We start from the raw sequence: 14,188 nt of genomic DNA, 5'->3' as shown, positions 1-14,188 counted from the left end.
AGTACTATTTCATTTATCAAACGGTCTATCTTGTGATCAAATGGTAAAAGTCATTCGTTTGAGCCAACTATTTCCCGGCAAAAAGCAATTCGGGTGGGCATTGTGTTGCTGTGTCGTGGTGACAAGATCATTGCTTCAATAAGATTTTTTTTATAAATTATATCAACATATACTTGATAGTCAAATGGCATGATTTTCCTGAATGCCGAAACATATTGATCAACCCTTATTCACCATGGCAATGGAAATCAAATCGAACCACGCTACCGGAAACCGCCCTGAGGGAGACCGAATCCTGGATGCTCCGTATGTCTTTACGGATATCCCTATCTATTTGGAGCAACTCAGATCAGAAAAATCCTGGGAAAAAAATGACCGCAATGCGATTACAGTTTACAAATCGGAGAAAATTACGATCCTTGTCGCGATCCTGAAATCGGGGGCGACGCTAAATGATCACTCGATAGATGAATGTCTGACATTTCAGGTGCTGTCAGGCGAATTGAAGGTTGAAACGGAAGGACGGGTATTCTACACGACAAACGGCCAGATGATGTCCTTTCACTCGGCCGTTGCGCACTCAATTAAGGCACAGACGGATTCGGAAATTTTAATTACCACCTACAAAGGGTAATCCTGCCCTGACTGGCAAAGTTTTTGACTAGCGCCCAAAACTGATTTTATCCAATATGCCGTCAACAATGGCAATGAAATGTAGTGCATAGCCAGATATCAGAGCTCATTCTGGCTGAATTACCCATAACGGGCGGTCAACTATGAAAATTGGAGATAAACTGTTGAAAGAGCTGTCGAAACGTTACGGACCGGACAGCACGATCGATAAAAAATTTGGGAGATACGATCTGACTTTTCGTACGGATGCAGATGGCAATCCGGTAACGCTTTTTATAGGAAACCGGGATGTGGATGGCAAAATTAATGGCAACCGGTTTGTCAGGATACTAATTCGCGACGGCAATGGTAAAGTGGTCAAGGATCACTGGGATGCCAAAGGCCCTACTTAGCGGGTATCATTTTTGTAAAGATCAGCGCCTGATCAACAAGCAAAAATGATATGAAACGATTGAAAGCAAATTTGGCGGCAATATGCCTTGGAACAGGCATTCTGCTCGCTTCGTGCGGCACAGCGAACGACCAGGAGACAACGGTGGAAGGCTCAGGCAGCACCTCAGAGACTACTCCAAATGATAGCAGTGGTGCGGAAAGCCGCAAGGACATAGGTGTGGGTGAAGACAATCAGAAAGATTCGCTCGGATATCCCAGCAACCAATCTAACCTGAATGCCGATTCCACCAGCAGAAAACACGACGACGAGGTGGGAAAACCTGCCAGAAATGAATAGTTATGCAAAGAGGCCGGTTGAATGCCGGCCTCTTGCTGTTTATTGACGAAATGTAATATTTATCAGTGATAAGCTTTCTCCGAATCGCGGAGTCGCTTGATTGTATCGTGTCCGCTTCTAAGCGTTGCTTTCTGGCGGGTAACGAGCGCATGAAGTTCGGGGGTCAGTTCATCCGATTCCAGCGCGGTATCATATGCCTTTTGTGCAGCGTCTTCACCAAATTCAGAATTTTCAAGGGATGTTTTGCGGCCATCGCTGCTAAATGTAGCCTTGACATCCATCCAAACCCTGTATAATTTACCTGACACCATCGTACCGGTTGCTGGCTCTCCGCCCAATGCATTTATCTCGCTGCTCAACTCCAGTACATTGTCGCGGCTGTGATTTGCGAGGCTGTTGTACAATGAACGCAAATCAGTATCGTTGGTTTCCGTTTCTTCATAAGCCTTTTCGTAGCCCGCGATACGGTCATTGTTAATCAAAATCAGGTCATTCAGAATTTCTATGATTGCTGTATTTCGTGACATGATTGTTCATGTTTGGTTATGCAGTAAATACAAAAATTTCTGTTCCAAGCCTTTACCTGCCGTTCTAGCTCGTTTCGACGGAATATTTGGGGAGGTTTTTGCGCCGTATATGCGGGCAATGAGCCGCTGATAGCGATGCCGCATTATTTTTCACTTAGCTTCTTTCTGACCTTGCTGAGAAATTCGGGTGAAAAACCCAGATAGGAAGCGATGTAATGCTGCGGAACGCGCTGAGGGATAGCAGGGTAACGGTTCAGGAAATCGAGATATTTTTCAACGGCACTGGTAGAAATAGTCCTGAACAGGCGCTCCTGCGTTTGCGCGAGGTTGCGCTGCACCATTAACCGGAACATCCGCTCAAACCCCGGCACATTGGAAAGCAGCTTTTCCTTCGTTTCAGGGGTCAGTATCAACACTTCGCAATCTTCCAATGTTTCGATATATACATGGCTAGGCGCCTGATTCTGAAAGCTAATGATATCGCTTACCCACCAGTCCTCCACCGCAAATTGCAGCGTCACTTCCGCCCCGGTACTATCAATGTAATAAGTACGGATGCAACCTTTTAGAATATAGGCCTCAAATTGGCAAACCTCGCCTTGCTGCAACAGGAATGTCTTTTTCGGATATGTTTTGAATTGAAGTAACGAATCAAAGTATTCAAGGTTTTGCGGAGTAAACGGCAAGCACCTCAGCGCATAGTTGTTAATCTTTTCAAACATAATCCGGTTTTTGGGTTAGCCTCCGGCCAAAGCGTGCCGGATCTCAGAATAAAGTAATCCGCTGCCGCCGCCGAAATGACGCAGGCAAACGATGCGAGGGTCCATGGATTGGCAAAGCGAAACAATCCGCTCCCCCATTTCCTCATCCACGCCAACGCCCAAAAGTACTAAATCGATCGAATTTAAGCGAAGCACTGTTTCGGCTTCTTCTGCGGAACCCGCGGGTATGCCGTTCCAGGTTTCCTGCTGGTTGATCAACCGGATGATCGTTTCCAGAATCTCGGGATGGTTGGCGATAGCCAGAATATTGATTTGAGACATATCGAAAGTCTTTACCCCGGCGGTTCCACAACAGCCGGCTATTTCAAACTGTTACCACTTTTCAGGGACTTCAATGATCAGTAAGGAACTGTTCTGTTTCGCGGTAATCGAAACCGTCGATTCCGGCCATATACCGTAACCGTCGCGGGTTGATAACGTTTGCCCATCTACCTCTACATCTCCTTTAATCACAAATACATACATCCCGTTTCCTGCTATCTTCAATTCGTATTTGGCTTCAAAACCCATATCGAACTCGGCGAGATGGAACCAGGCTTTCTGTTGTATCCACACACCCTCGTCGTCCGGATCCGGTGAAAGTATCTGCTGGAACCGGTTATGTCTGTCACCGGAAGCATATTCCCTCTGGTCGTACCTGGGTGGTACATTCAGTTTATCGGGGTACAACCATATTTGCAAAAAGGTAACCGGCACATCTGCATCCTTGTTGAATTCTGTGTGATAAATGCCTGTGCCGGCGCTCATAACCTGAATTTCTCCCGGCCTGATCACCGCAACATTGCCCATGCTATCCTCGTGTTCCAGCGTGCCCTCGAGCGGAATGGATATGATCTCCATATTGTCGTGCGGATGCCGGCCGAAGCCTTTACCGCCATTGACGGTGTCATCGTTCAACACCCGCAATGCCCCGAACTGGATGCGTTGCGGGTCATAATTTCCGTGGAAGCTGAATGTCTGGGCACTTTGGAGCCATCCGTGGTCCGCATAAAAGCGGGACGCTGCCGGATGCAGTACGGAGTTTTTCATGATCTTTTCAAAATCGTGTTGTTCACCAATTGAATCTCGTCTCCTGAAATGGTATGTGGCCGTCCAGGATAAATAACCTGATTAACCACAGCATTCATGTCTTCCAGGATCGTGACGCTTTCCTGCACGCGCGATACAGGCACATGGGGATCTGGATTACCGGTTGAAATGAATACAGGTGCCTGTTTAAAATTGCCGTTGTAATTGCCAATCGCCAACTCCTGCCCTATCAGCCCTCCGGTAAAAGCAATAATGCCTCCATATTTCCGCGCATTACGAGAAGTATATTCCAATGTGAGGCAAGCGCCCTGCGAGAAGCCTGCGAAATAGATCTGGTCGACGGCAATACCTTCGGCCTCAATTTCCGCTACGACACTTCCTACCAATGCCAATGCAGAGTCTAATGCCGGTTGGTTTTGTTGGACTGGTGCCATAAAACTGTAAGGATACCAGCTGTTATCAGTAGCCTGAGGCGCATAGATCGCGAAATCTTCCAGTTTCAAAACCTTTTGAAGCGAAACTATATCAGCGGCAGTCCCACCCCGGCCATGCAACATGACAATTGCTTTTTTTGCCTGCTGAATAGGCACTCCGCTTGTGATGAATTGTTTGCTATGAGTGTACATGATGAGAATTAATGAGTGAATGAGTGAATGGGTGAATGACTCTATTCAGTCATTCACCCATTCAAAATTATCCAAGTACCGGCAACACTTTCACGATCTGCTCTCTGCGTGGCTCGTATTGAGGAGGTAGCATCAGACCGGAACCTAGTTGTTCAACGGTTTCGTCGGTTGCAAAGCCGGGGTTATCACTTGCAATCTCGAATAACACGCCGCCTGGTTCGCGGAAATAAAGCGAGTAGAAGTAATTTCTGTCAATTTTATCGGTGATCTGCAAACCGGCGTCCAGCACTTTTTTACGGAACTCCATCAGAATGTCGTCATTCGCAACCCTGAAAGCAATGTGGTGAACCGATCCTTTGGCCACATGGCCTGCTCTTTCACCGGGAGCTTCCACCAGGTCGACGATGTTGGCATTCTCAACCGCATCGGTCACGAAACGGAAGCGGTTCACGTTCTGCTCGGCCAGACGGTATCCGAAGATGTCAGTCAGCACTTTCGCAGTTTCTTCGATATTGCTTGTCGTGATGGTGATGTTATGGAAACCACGAGTTGCATAATCCGCCGTGACCTCCGAAGTCTCCCATGGAGTCCGGCTATCAGTGATTTTGGGCACAGTCAACTCGAATTTCAAACCATCGGGATCGAGGAAAGTCAGGTATTGTTCCCCGAATTTTTCAGCAGGTTTGTTGTAGGTGATTTTATTGGCTTCCAATCTTTTCAACCAAAAATCCAGGCTCCCTTCCGGTACCGAGTACCCTATTTCGGTTGCCTGACGTGTACCACGGCGGCCTGCGGGGATCTGGTTACCCCAGGGAAAAAAGGTTAGGATTGAGCCGGGCGTGCCATTTTGATCACCGTAGTAAAAATGGTAAGTATTAGGGTCGTCAAAATTGACGGTTTTTTTCACCATTCTAAGGCCTAATACCCTTGTATAGAAATCGTAGTTGGTTTTAGCGTCACCAGCGATAGCCGTAATGTGGTGGATGCCGTTGATTGTATTTTCCATTGTCTTGTTCAGTTAAGATGTCTCTTTGTTTTTGATGATACAAAGGTATATCCCCGGGTAGGGCCAGGGCATTGAACTAGGACAAGAAAAACGGATTTGCGAAATTAAACGGGCGTATCAAACCGGGCCAGTGTGGCCACGTCCTCCACCACCCTTCCAGCCGCCTTCGCCGCTTTCAGATACACACTCATCACATACTTTCCCTCAAATGCAAGATCAGCCTCTACCATAGGCACTTTCAATCGCGCATGTTTCAGGCTCGCTAGGTCTGTGAGAGATACGTAACTAAGCTCGGGCGTACCCTGCCCCAGATCACAAAGGCCGAAAGCTATATTGTTGACCGGGTCCAGTTCAGAAAGCAGCCATATTGCCTTTCCGTATTTAGAATGCAGTTTAACGACAGGAGCATGGTCTTTTGCCAGCTGGTTTTGGACCTCCTGCGCATTATGGATCATGATCTCGATCAGATTTTGCGGTATCATTTTTGACATGGGGCAAAATTAGCTTTTTTCCTACCGGGTACCATAAAATAAATTGAAAGCCGACGCGTGAGGCTTTTCCAAGGCTATTCTCTACCTTTCCGACCAAATACCCGTCCACGTCATATAGAAATCCAGGCACGAGCGACTCTCCGGAGATCGTCATGATCGCCTTGGCATTTGACCAAAATCACTTACCCGAATAAACTCTATCCATCTATAAAAAACATTCTTATGAAAAGAAATCTACCACTCTTATTCTGCTTATTTCTTCTATTTACCACACAGTACGCATACCCTCAGCTTGTAGTATCATTTCCGACAGAGCGCGCGGTCTTCCAGCGTAATAACGCGAACGAAGCTGACGTATATATAGGAGGGTACATTACGCAATATTTCCAGAAGGTAGAAGCGCGCCTGACGCCCAGGGTAGCGGGCGAGGGACAAGCCTTGCCTTCCGACGGCAGCTGGATCACCATTGACGACCAGCTTTCGGCTGGTCAGTTCCTGGGGTCTGTAAAGATTAAGGGGGGTTGGTATCAGTTGGAGGTTCGCGGCGTTAATGGCACCACGCCGTCGGCTGCCGCTACGGTTTCACGTGTAGGCGTAGGCGAAGTTTTTGTTGTCGCGGGCCAATCGAATTCTACGGGTGGTGACTCGAACCCAAACGGCCCGGGTGCATCGCATGACCAGGTCAACAGCGTGAATTTTCAGAATTTCGATCCCTCGACACTTACAATCGCCCCGTATTCGAATGTGCAGCTCCCATGTCCTGAGTTTGTGCATCTTGATGCCAACGTCAAAACAGCGCCGTTTGGCAATTATGCATGGTGCTGGGGTTCATTTGGCGATAAAATTTATGAAAAGTTCCATGTGCCGGTTATGATTTTCAATGGTGGCTGGTCGAGCACCGGGATCGATAACTGGAAGCAAAGCACCGATCCGAACGGCGTGACTACAAGTGCGTTTGGCTACACATTTCCGGCCGGCCTCCCTTTCGGGCATTTGCGGCTCGCGCTAAACAATTATATCGCCCAACTGGGTATCCGGGCCGTGCTCTGGCACCAGGGTGAGACCGACAACTTCCTCGAACAGCCGGGCGACAATACATATAACCGCTATCTTTCGTCCCTATGGGATGTCGTGAATGCGAGCCGGAATTATTCGGGTAAACCGAACCTGGCGTGGGTCGTCGCGCGGGCGTCACGTTTCACAGTCAATGGGTTGAGCCGCGTTTCCGGTAATGTGGTGAATGCGCAAAATGAGCTGATCAACAACGACGGACTTTATCCGAATGTGTTTCAAGGGCCTGAAACAGACCCATATTACAACATCGAATATCGGCAAGACGAGATTCATTTCCGCGGTGACGGTGTGACGCCTTCACCTGACGGCCATATTTATTCGGGACTGATCTACCTCGCCGGTTTTTGGGCCGACAAGATCACTACCGACTTTTTAAACCAATCTAGCCCCTACTCAGCCACACCGCCGCCATCAGTCAGTGCGGTGTACGCATCGGGCGGGACTCAAATTACGTTCACCGGACCTTCATTGCCCGGCGGTTTTGAGTACAACTGGCTCTCGGCCGACAATTGTAACCAGGTACAGAGTACCGCCCAGCAATGGACCATCGGCACGGGATTGTATAAATTGAAGGTGGTCGATGCTAATCGCAACACTGTTTTTTCACCAATGCTAAATGTTCCCGGATCGGCATTGCCTGTCACCTGGCAATCCTTCGTAGCTCGCGTAGGCGTCACCGGGCGCGTGAACCTCGATTGGTCTACCGCCTCGGAAGTCAATGCTTCATACTTCGAAGTCCAGCGGAGCCTGGATTCGCGCAACTTTTCGACAATCAAGACGGTAAGCGCTATCGGCAATTCAAAAATCATCTCTGCTTATCATTACGAGGACGAATATTTGCCCAAGGGAATTTACTATTATCGGTTGAAGGAAGTTGATGCCGATGGCCAATCAGAACTGACGCGGATCGTGAGTATCCGTGTCGATGGCACTGAAACAGCAAAAATCTATCCGAACCCGGCTACCGATGTGGTCACAGTCGAATCAGCCCATGCGTTGAACCGCATTACTGTATTCACCAGTGCGGGCAAGCTTGTGCGAAGCATTCAAACCACAGAAAAAACATTGCAACTCGATATTGCCGATTTGCCGAAGGGACTTTACGTGGTTTCTGTCGATGGCCGGGAGCTTAAAATTGTGAAGTAACCTACGTCTTCATTTCTACCAAAGCCTATCTCCCGAATTCCAGCGGGCTAAGGCCATGGTACTTTTTGAAAATCTTGGTGAGATGGCTGTCGTCTGTAAACCAGTCGGCAGCTATCTTGTTTACACGCATATCGCACGCTTTAAACGCACGGCAAGACTCAGCTGACCTTAGAGGAAGTTGATAAACATTTCTTCGGTAAGCCAGCACTACCGATCGCTAATCGTTTTGTCCATCTTTCAACACTTGCCCGACATTTGCCATTAAAATGGAAACCCTAAATGATCAAAACTATGGTGCGCATTAAATGGTGGACTCCGGCAAATGTTTTAGTATTCTTAATGATGATATTCTTTCATACAGCATCCGGACAGTCAGTCGAGCCTCTGCCTCTCTTGCCTTTGTCAAAGTCCGAAATGTATGCCGATTTTGACACCTTAACAAAAACGATCAGGGAGATCAGTCCGCAAATTGAAGTTCGTAAAAAGATAACCGGCGTTGATATCGTTCGCAAACTTGAAGAGTATCGCAGGAAAATAGATCGACTTAATACTATCGAAGAATTCGCAATCCTCATCAGGGCGGCTCTCACATTATGTCAAGACGGTCACACCAGTTTGATTAGAAAAGACTACTATCCGGCTGATTCTATATATCTCCAATTAGGAATATCTCAAACTGCCATCAACTTACAAGCAAAATATGACAGCCTTTTCGATAAAATCGTGAAGGCTAAAAAATTCAATTTACGCCTTAGGTATATTGATGGAAATTATTATAATTTATATCCATTTTATCATCACGGACTACTGCTTAAGCAAGGATATAAGCTAGTTAGCTGTAACGGTGTTGAAATAAATGAATTTGTGCAAAACCTGTGCAGTTCGAAGCGAATGCTGCGATGGGATTTTAGGAAGAGCCAATGGTTTTCCGAAGACTTCTTCAATAGTTACGATCTTAAAGCATCGGACTCTTTAAAGCTGGAATTTCTAGACCTTACCGACAAGCCAATATCTGGGCGATTTTGCCTTAAAGATTCACTCCAACTGCAAAACGACTTTCAAAAAAGCCTCCAAAATGTATCACTTATTAAAAAGGTTGAATACTTTGAGCAAGAAAAAATACTATACATCAGAATGCCCGAAATGGAAGAAGGAGAATTTTATTCTGAGAAAATACTGCAACTAGCAAAAGATCGGGAAATTTTTAAGATTGTAATTGACATTCGAGATAATCCCGGCGGAAGCGACTTTGCATGGATGAAAGTGCTCTCCGCTATCATATCTGATCCGATCAGGCAAGAGAACTTAATTTTGTGTAATAATTCTCCTCTCATGAAATGCAAGTTTCCGGAAGCATCAAAAAGGTGGACAATATATCAATCCCCGGTCTTTCCCGAATCAAATTATGCAGTTTATGCTGCCGGCCAATCTACAATAAAGCCCGATATCAATTCGCTGAAATTCAGCGGTGCGATCTATGTTATCCAAAATGAAAACATATATTCCTCAGCGGGGAGCCTCTCAGCTATCGGCGCATTGGCAGATAACATAACCACAGTGGGGTCACCGACCGGACGACTTTTAGGAAAGGGCATCAGCCCACTTATTTTCGAATTGCCTCACTCGAAGATAATGTACCGGATCGAGCCGGTCATTGATTTCATGAATGTTAAACGGCCAGAAGACGTCTTCCATGATACGGTTGAAATGCCGGTCGAACTAAGCATTGCCCAGTATGTTCAACGGCTGCAAGAAAAGGGCGACGTATATTCTAAAGATTATCTTCTCAACCATGACCCGGTTTTCAAGACCATTCTGCTGAAATAACTTAACCCAAAACATGCCCTTTTGGCGTACTGCACACCCGCGCCGCGCCACTTTGGCATTTATAGGCGGCTGGTTAGTTTTTTGAAAGGTGGATTGAAAATAAGACCCAGCAGCTATGGATACCTTTTCAAGCATGATCATCGGCGCGGTTGATCAGATCAAGAATGCCGTTGTAAAGATCGATATATTTAAGACAGATAATGGGAAAATGCGGTCGGCCGGATCCGGCTCAGGCTTTATCTTCTCTTCCGACGGCCTTATTTTCACCAACAGCCATGTGGTGGAAGGCGCGGAAAAGATCATGGTGAGTCTGTTAAATGAAAACGAAATCGAGGCGACGCTCGTCGGAAAAGATCCGGACACCGACCTGGCGATCCTAAAAATATATGCACAGGGATATTCGGTTGCCAAATTGGGCGATTCCAGCGCATTGCAAATCGGGCAATTCCTGATCGCGCTCGGTAATCCGTATGGCTATCAGCATACCGTCACGACGGGCGTGGTGAGCGCGCTTGGCAGGACTTTACAGACACAATCGGGCCGGTTTGTCGACAATGTGATCCAGTCCGATGCGGCCCTCAACCCCGGTAACTCAGGTGGCCCGATGATCAACACCGATGGTGAGGTGGTCGGCGTCAACACGGCCGTCATCCAAGGCGCGCAAGGGCTGAGCTTTTCAGTAGATATCAATACTGCGAAAGAGATCGCCCGGCAACTGATCCGCGACGGCAAAGTCTTCAAGGCTTACCTGGGGTTACAATTACAGGATGTGCCGCTCAATGAGCGCGTGCGGCAGCATTACAAACTCCCTAACCATGAGGGGATTTTCATCACCCATATCGAGCCCAACACACCCGCATCCCGCTCTCAGCTTTTAGAAGGCGACATCATCGTCTCATTCAACGGCAAACCCGTGCGCAATTCAAACGAGCTTTTCAAAGCACTCACAACCCGGGATATTCTCACCATTACCGACATTTCAGTAATACGGCATACTGAGTTGCTGAATTTTATCATTGTGCCGGTTGAGAAGAAGAATTAGCCTCTCGTAAATGGCTGTAAGGTGTTTCGATCAATTTGATTTGGAGCACCTTTTCCAATTTACAGATGGTTTCTAATGTAAGGTTTTCCGAGCCTTTCAGTATTTTATTCACATATTGGGGCGAACAGCCCATTAGTTTTGCGAGCTCGCGTTGGGTCATATCTTTTTTTCCTAATGCACTCAAAACTGCCGTTGCAATTTCAAAGGATATCTGCAACCAATAATCATTGTCTCGTTGATATTGAGCTTCCTTTATCCACTCGGTGTCAGGCACCGCAATAAGTTTTAATCTGGTTACTGCGTCCATTTTTTGAAGTTTAAAACAGTTCAAACAAGCCAAATTCATCTTTCTGATCTTTTTTCAAAAATTGAGATACCTCCTCCAATTTCTTCAATTCCTTAGTCAAATGCATTCGTTCATTCATCGTACGGGTAAGTTTAATTGCTCCTCCTGTTACAACAAATTTGTTAACACCCAATCTCACAGCGTACACGCGCAACCAACTGCGCCGTCGAAATCCCCTTGCCTTACTTTTTTCAAAACTGTTGATATTACATGCCCCCGGATACAATGGCTTGAACATGCCGGATAAATTATCAAAACTTCCTCTGACACCTTTATCCGCAACGGTCAAAATTGCATTTGAAAGACTGGATGCTTCGTTTCTTGTAATATTCATAGCCTCCTCAACCGACATATATTCCCAAAATGCAAGCAAATCTTCATAATGCGTCTCAAAGAAAGGCTGGAGATATACTGCATCCTTCCACAGCCGAAATACCCTGGAAAACTCGTGGGTTTCCTCACCCTCAAATTGCACCGAATACAAGCTGTCCGGAACTACTTCAAATATAGTAATTATTTCCATGAAATAAACTTATAGGTTTACTATTCCGCCTAACGTCTATTCATAATACGGTTACAATTGCGTTCGGTAACGGACTTCTACAAGCAAAAAAGCGGACAGCTCCCGCCATCCGCTTTCCCATGAAAAATGTTTGAATCGTTAACTAATCTCCTGCAAAGCACTCACAAACAACTTCATCTCATCCTTCGTCCCGATACTCACCCGGCACCAGGGCTTGTTCTGAATGTCCAGGGCTTTGATAATAATGCCCTTATCAACCATCTTTTTCAGGAATTCCTTTCCGGGCATGTTAATCGGGAAGATCACGAAGTTGGTGTACGACGGTACATATTTGTAACCCATTGCTTTCAGATTTTCGTACAAATAGGTCTTCGCTTCGGTGTTCAGCTTCCGGGTATTGTTCTGAAATTCAATATCATCCAGCGCACCGATCGCGGCTGTTACCGATGTAACAGCAATTCCACCACCTCCGCCTTTCGCAGTTTTACGGATTGTGTCCAGTGTGGATGGCTTTGCAGCAATGTAGCCAACCCGCAAACCGGCCATCCCCATAATTTTAGAGAATGTGCGGGCGATGATGACATTTTTGTTTTGTTTTAAGAGGGCTACCATGCTGGTATTGTCGGCACCTTCCACGAGCTCGATATACGCTTCGTCGATGAAAATAGGTACTTTTTCGGAAACGCGGCCGCAAAAATCTGTAAGTGACTTTGTTGAAGTTACAGCACCAATGGGGTTGTTTGGGTTGCAGATATAAATCAACTTTGTGTCTTTGTCGATTGCTTTTTCCATGGCATCGAGATCGTGCGACCAATCCGATTTACAAGGGACCGGCTTCCAGGTAGCACCGATCGACTCGGCTACGCGTATGAGCGACATGTAAGTCGGGTCAGCCGAAACGATGTTTCCACCCTCTTTGAACAGCGCAAGTGCCGTTTTTTCGAGCAGGTCACCCGAGCCGTTGCCCATCATAATGTAATCAGACGTCAAGCTCTCTTTAGCCGCGATCTTGTCGGTGAGCGTTTTGAGCTCTTGCCGACCATAGCGGTTACCCTTTTCAATAGCCTCGGCGATAGCTTTCCGGGCCAATGGTGGTGGGCCGTAGGGATTTTCGTTCGAACCGATCCTGGCCACCATTTTGTTCATGTCCGGCTGAATGTCCAGATAATGACCTCTCACCATCGGACTATAAAAGATCCGGTTGGACTTGTCGAGCCGGAGCGGAGTTCCAGCAAATGCCCCTTCGGCAAGGAAAGGAGCCGCGGCCACAGCGCCCAGCGATGCGAAACCCGATTTCAGCAAACTGCGGCGGTTGATTTTCTGTACCATAAAAAACGAGTTTAGTAATGGAGTGATGGGAAATGGTTACAGGACAAAAGCGCTCAAAGCGAAAGCTCCGAACGGTTTGTTGTGGCAGTGCGGCTACCTGGAAATATCTGTGCGGCTGGGTCGGCGTCAATAGATTGAAGGACAGCGACTATCTAAATATAGCGATTCTATCAAAGTATACAAAAGTTGCATATACCCAAATCTCTTTACGGCAGTAGAATTATTTAAAAAGTAATATGCGTCAACAAAATATCACTGAATAAGAGCCTCGTTGGCCATTTTTATGATTGAATGGAATGAAAAAACATCATTTATGTGTTGTCTAGGCTGTTACAAGTAGTTTGATAAAATTGAACAGGTTATGAACTGGATTACCATCAATAGTGAGGAAGAGGTCGATCAAATAGCTAAATCCGCCGATTACTCCATTATATACAAACACAGCCCGCGCTGCATGACGAGCCTGATGGCTTACCGGCAGCTCAAATCTGAGGTGAATGCTGCTTCCGACGTCAAGATCCCGATTTACATTGTTGATGTGATTCAAAACAGGAAGGAATCGCTCGCCATTGCCAGTAGCTTTGGCATCGGGCACGAATCTCCCCAGATCCTTGTCGTGAAGAATGGCGAATGTATTTATGACGCATCCCACGAAGATATTTCGCTACGTGACTCTCTCGCGGCATTGAACTGAGCGAGCCATTCATAATATGTCAGATGCACCACCCTATTGAGTGAATAATTTTTTCTGGAATATTTCCTTTTTAATGGAAATATTCCACTATATTTGAAGCATCAACAAATAAAAGCTATGGCGGGCGTGCAGTATTCGATCATCTCCGAGAAAATGGTATGGATTTGGTACTTTGACGAGTTCGGAGGAAAGCACCTCAAGGAGCTGCTTGCTGATGATGCAGCTGCCTTTGTCAAGCGTGCAAGGATGCAAAAAGAACAGGAATCCGACGTTGTTGGAATGGATTTTTTAACTGCATACAAAACAGCAAACTAAAATCAAGGCCTTACTAGCACTTCATCATCATACAAACGCAAGAGAGCAGCTTCGGCTGCTCTTTTTGC

General features: G+C 46.5%; 18 protein-coding genes. 8 read left to right on the top strand and 10 right to left on the bottom strand.

Going from position 1 to position 14,188, the window contains the following annotated elements:
- Positions 1–235: 235 nt before the first annotated feature.
- The 3 genes from LZD49_RS01605 to LZD49_RS01595 all read left to right on the top strand — a co-directional run bounded on the left by LZD49_RS01605 (position 236) and on the right by LZD49_RS01595 (position 1,363).
- Positions 236–634, top strand: coding sequence for a hypothetical protein (locus LZD49_RS01605; RefSeq protein ID WP_234665560.1), 399 nt, complete (start codon positions 236–238; stop codon positions 632–634).
- Between the two features lie 142 nt (positions 635–776).
- A complete protein-coding gene (locus tag LZD49_RS01600) occupies positions 777–1,025 on the top strand; it encodes a hypothetical protein (RefSeq protein ID WP_234665559.1) in 249 nt (82 codons plus the stop codon).
- A gap of 50 nt (positions 1,026–1,075) precedes the next feature.
- Positions 1,076–1,363, top strand: coding sequence for a hypothetical protein (locus tag LZD49_RS01595; RefSeq protein WP_234665558.1), 288 nt, complete (start codon positions 1,076–1,078; stop codon positions 1,361–1,363).
- A 62-nt stretch (positions 1,364–1,425) separates the two neighbouring features.
- On the opposite strand, the gene LZD49_RS01590 is transcribed toward LZD49_RS01595, so the two are convergent.
- The 7 genes from LZD49_RS01590 to LZD49_RS01560 all read right to left on the bottom strand — a co-directional run bounded on the left by LZD49_RS01590 (position 1,426) and on the right by LZD49_RS01560 (position 5,824).
- The gene (locus LZD49_RS01590; RefSeq protein WP_234665557.1) at positions 1,426–1,890 is read right to left on the bottom strand and encodes a PA2169 family four-helix-bundle protein; all 465 of its coding nucleotides are present in this window, start codon (positions 1,888–1,890) and stop codon (positions 1,426–1,428) included.
- A 143-nt stretch (positions 1,891–2,033) separates the two neighbouring features.
- Complete coding sequence (locus tag LZD49_RS01585; protein ID WP_234665556.1) at positions 2,034–2,612, bottom strand: Crp/Fnr family transcriptional regulator; 579 nt, start codon at positions 2,610–2,612, stop codon at positions 2,034–2,036.
- Positions 2,613–2,627: 15 nt separating this feature from the next.
- Entirely contained in the window at positions 2,628–2,933 is a 306-nt protein-coding gene (locus LZD49_RS01580; RefSeq protein WP_234665555.1) for a response regulator receiver protein, read from the bottom strand.
- Between the two features lie 51 nt (positions 2,934–2,984).
- Positions 2,985–3,701, bottom strand: a complete 717-nt coding sequence (locus tag LZD49_RS01575) for a pirin family protein (protein ID WP_234665554.1) — start codon at positions 3,699–3,701, stop codon at positions 2,985–2,987.
- Positions 3,698–4,327 (bottom strand): alpha/beta hydrolase, encoded by a 630-nt coding sequence (locus LZD49_RS01570; protein WP_234665553.1) that lies wholly within the window; start codon positions 4,325–4,327, stop codon positions 3,698–3,700. The genes LZD49_RS01575 and LZD49_RS01570 overlap by 4 nt, the downstream gene beginning before the upstream one ends.
- Before the next feature lie 67 nt (positions 4,328–4,394).
- A complete protein-coding gene (locus LZD49_RS01565) occupies positions 4,395–5,333 on the bottom strand; it encodes a ring-cleaving dioxygenase (RefSeq protein WP_234665552.1) in 939 nt (312 codons plus the stop codon).
- A 104-nt stretch (positions 5,334–5,437) separates the two neighbouring features.
- On the bottom strand, positions 5,438–5,824 hold the full coding sequence (locus tag LZD49_RS01560; protein WP_234665551.1) for a DUF2958 domain-containing protein: 387 nt from the start codon (positions 5,822–5,824) through the stop codon (positions 5,438–5,440).
- A gap of 222 nt (positions 5,825–6,046) precedes the next feature.
- Between LZD49_RS01560 and LZD49_RS01555 the strand changes: the two genes are divergently transcribed.
- The 3 genes from LZD49_RS01555 to LZD49_RS01545 all read left to right on the top strand — a co-directional run bounded on the left by LZD49_RS01555 (position 6,047) and on the right by LZD49_RS01545 (position 10,913).
- On the top strand, positions 6,047–8,044 hold the full coding sequence (locus tag LZD49_RS01555) for a T9SS type A sorting domain-containing protein (protein WP_234665550.1): 1,998 nt from the start codon (positions 6,047–6,049) through the stop codon (positions 8,042–8,044).
- 279 nt (positions 8,045–8,323) lie between these two features.
- Entirely contained in the window at positions 8,324–9,871 is a 1,548-nt protein-coding gene (locus LZD49_RS01550; protein ID WP_234665549.1) for a S41 family peptidase, read from the top strand.
- Positions 9,872–9,986: 115 nt separating this feature from the next.
- Positions 9,987–10,913 carry a S1C family serine protease gene (locus tag LZD49_RS01545; protein ID WP_234665548.1) on the top strand — a complete coding sequence of 309 codons (927 nt, stop codon included), beginning with the start codon at positions 9,987–9,989 and terminating at the stop codon, positions 10,911–10,913.
- Here the strand turns inward: LZD49_RS01545 and LZD49_RS01540 are convergent.
- From LZD49_RS01540 to LZD49_RS01530, 3 genes are all read right to left on the bottom strand, one after another.
- Positions 10,885–11,220, bottom strand: coding sequence for a helix-turn-helix transcriptional regulator (locus LZD49_RS01540; protein WP_234665547.1), 336 nt, complete (start codon positions 11,218–11,220; stop codon positions 10,885–10,887). The genes LZD49_RS01545 and LZD49_RS01540 overlap by 29 nt on opposite strands.
- A gap of 10 nt (positions 11,221–11,230) precedes the next feature.
- The gene (locus tag LZD49_RS01535) at positions 11,231–11,782 is read right to left on the bottom strand and encodes a hypothetical protein (RefSeq protein WP_234665546.1); all 552 of its coding nucleotides are present in this window, start codon (positions 11,780–11,782) and stop codon (positions 11,231–11,233) included.
- Between the two features lie 138 nt (positions 11,783–11,920).
- Complete coding sequence (locus tag LZD49_RS01530; protein WP_234665545.1) at positions 11,921–13,111, bottom strand: histidinol-phosphate transaminase; 1,191 nt, start codon at positions 13,109–13,111, stop codon at positions 11,921–11,923.
- A gap of 361 nt (positions 13,112–13,472) precedes the next feature.
- Here LZD49_RS01530 and ytxJ point away from each other — a divergent pair, with 361 nt between their 5' ends.
- A complete protein-coding gene (gene ytxJ, locus LZD49_RS01525; RefSeq protein WP_234665544.1) occupies positions 13,473–13,805 on the top strand; it encodes a bacillithiol system redox-active protein YtxJ in 333 nt (110 codons plus the stop codon).
- Between the two features lie 93 nt (positions 13,806–13,898).
- Positions 13,899–14,120, top strand: a complete 222-nt coding sequence (locus tag LZD49_RS01520) for a hypothetical protein (RefSeq protein ID WP_234665543.1) — start codon at positions 13,899–13,901, stop codon at positions 14,118–14,120.
- The last annotated feature ends 68 nt before the right edge of the window (positions 14,121–14,188 follow it).

It is taken from the genome of Dyadobacter sp. CY261 (assembly GCF_021440085.1).
Classification (GTDB): domain Bacteria; phylum Bacteroidota; class Bacteroidia; order Cytophagales; family Spirosomataceae; genus Dyadobacter.
Note: the sequence above shows the minus strand (reverse complement) of the source record. Positions and strands in the feature narration are given on the sequence as shown.

Bases quoted from the DNA above. Each gene is read 5' to 3' on its own strand.
- LZD49_RS01545 (WP_234665548.1), top strand. From the start codon at position 9,987: ATGGATACCTTTTCAAGCATGATCATCGGCGCGGTTGATCAGATCAAG.
- LZD49_RS01605 (WP_234665560.1), top strand. From the start codon at position 236: ATGGCAATGGAAATCAAATCGAACCACGCTACCGGAAACCGCCCTGAG.
- LZD49_RS01575 (WP_234665554.1), bottom strand. From the start codon at position 3,701: ATGAAAAACTCCGTACTGCATCCGGCAGCGTCCCGCTTTTATGCGGAC.
- LZD49_RS01595 (WP_234665558.1), top strand. From the start codon at position 1,076: ATGAAACGATTGAAAGCAAATTTGGCGGCAATATGCCTTGGAACAGGC.
- LZD49_RS01585 (WP_234665556.1), bottom strand. From the start codon at position 2,612: ATGTTTGAAAAGATTAACAACTATGCGCTGAGGTGCTTGCCGTTTACT.
- LZD49_RS01555 (WP_234665550.1), top strand. From the start codon at position 6,047: ATGAAAAGAAATCTACCACTCTTATTCTGCTTATTTCTTCTATTTACC.
- LZD49_RS01540 (WP_234665547.1), bottom strand. From the start codon at position 11,220: ATGGACGCAGTAACCAGATTAAAACTTATTGCGGTGCCTGACACCGAG.
- LZD49_RS01570 (WP_234665553.1), bottom strand. From the start codon at position 4,327: ATGTACACTCATAGCAAACAATTCATCACAAGCGGAGTGCCTATTCAG.
- LZD49_RS01580 (WP_234665555.1), bottom strand. From the start codon at position 2,933: ATGTCTCAAATCAATATTCTGGCTATCGCCAACCATCCCGAGATTCTG.
- LZD49_RS01560 (WP_234665551.1), bottom strand. From the start codon at position 5,824: ATGTCAAAAATGATACCGCAAAATCTGATCGAGATCATGATCCATAAT.
- LZD49_RS01535 (WP_234665546.1), bottom strand. From the start codon at position 11,782: ATGGAAATAATTACTATATTTGAAGTAGTTCCGGACAGCTTGTATTCG.
- ytxJ (WP_234665544.1), top strand. From the start codon at position 13,473: ATGAACTGGATTACCATCAATAGTGAGGAAGAGGTCGATCAAATAGCT.
- LZD49_RS01590 (WP_234665557.1), bottom strand. From the start codon at position 1,890: ATGTCACGAAATACAGCAATCATAGAAATTCTGAATGACCTGATTTTG.
- LZD49_RS01530 (WP_234665545.1), bottom strand. From the start codon at position 13,111: ATGGTACAGAAAATCAACCGCCGCAGTTTGCTGAAATCGGGTTTCGCA.
- LZD49_RS01565 (WP_234665552.1), bottom strand. From the start codon at position 5,333: ATGGAAAATACAATCAACGGCATCCACCACATTACGGCTATCGCTGGT.
- LZD49_RS01600 (WP_234665559.1), top strand. From the start codon at position 777: ATGAAAATTGGAGATAAACTGTTGAAAGAGCTGTCGAAACGTTACGGA.
- LZD49_RS01550 (WP_234665549.1), top strand. From the start codon at position 8,324: ATGATCAAAACTATGGTGCGCATTAAATGGTGGACTCCGGCAAATGTT.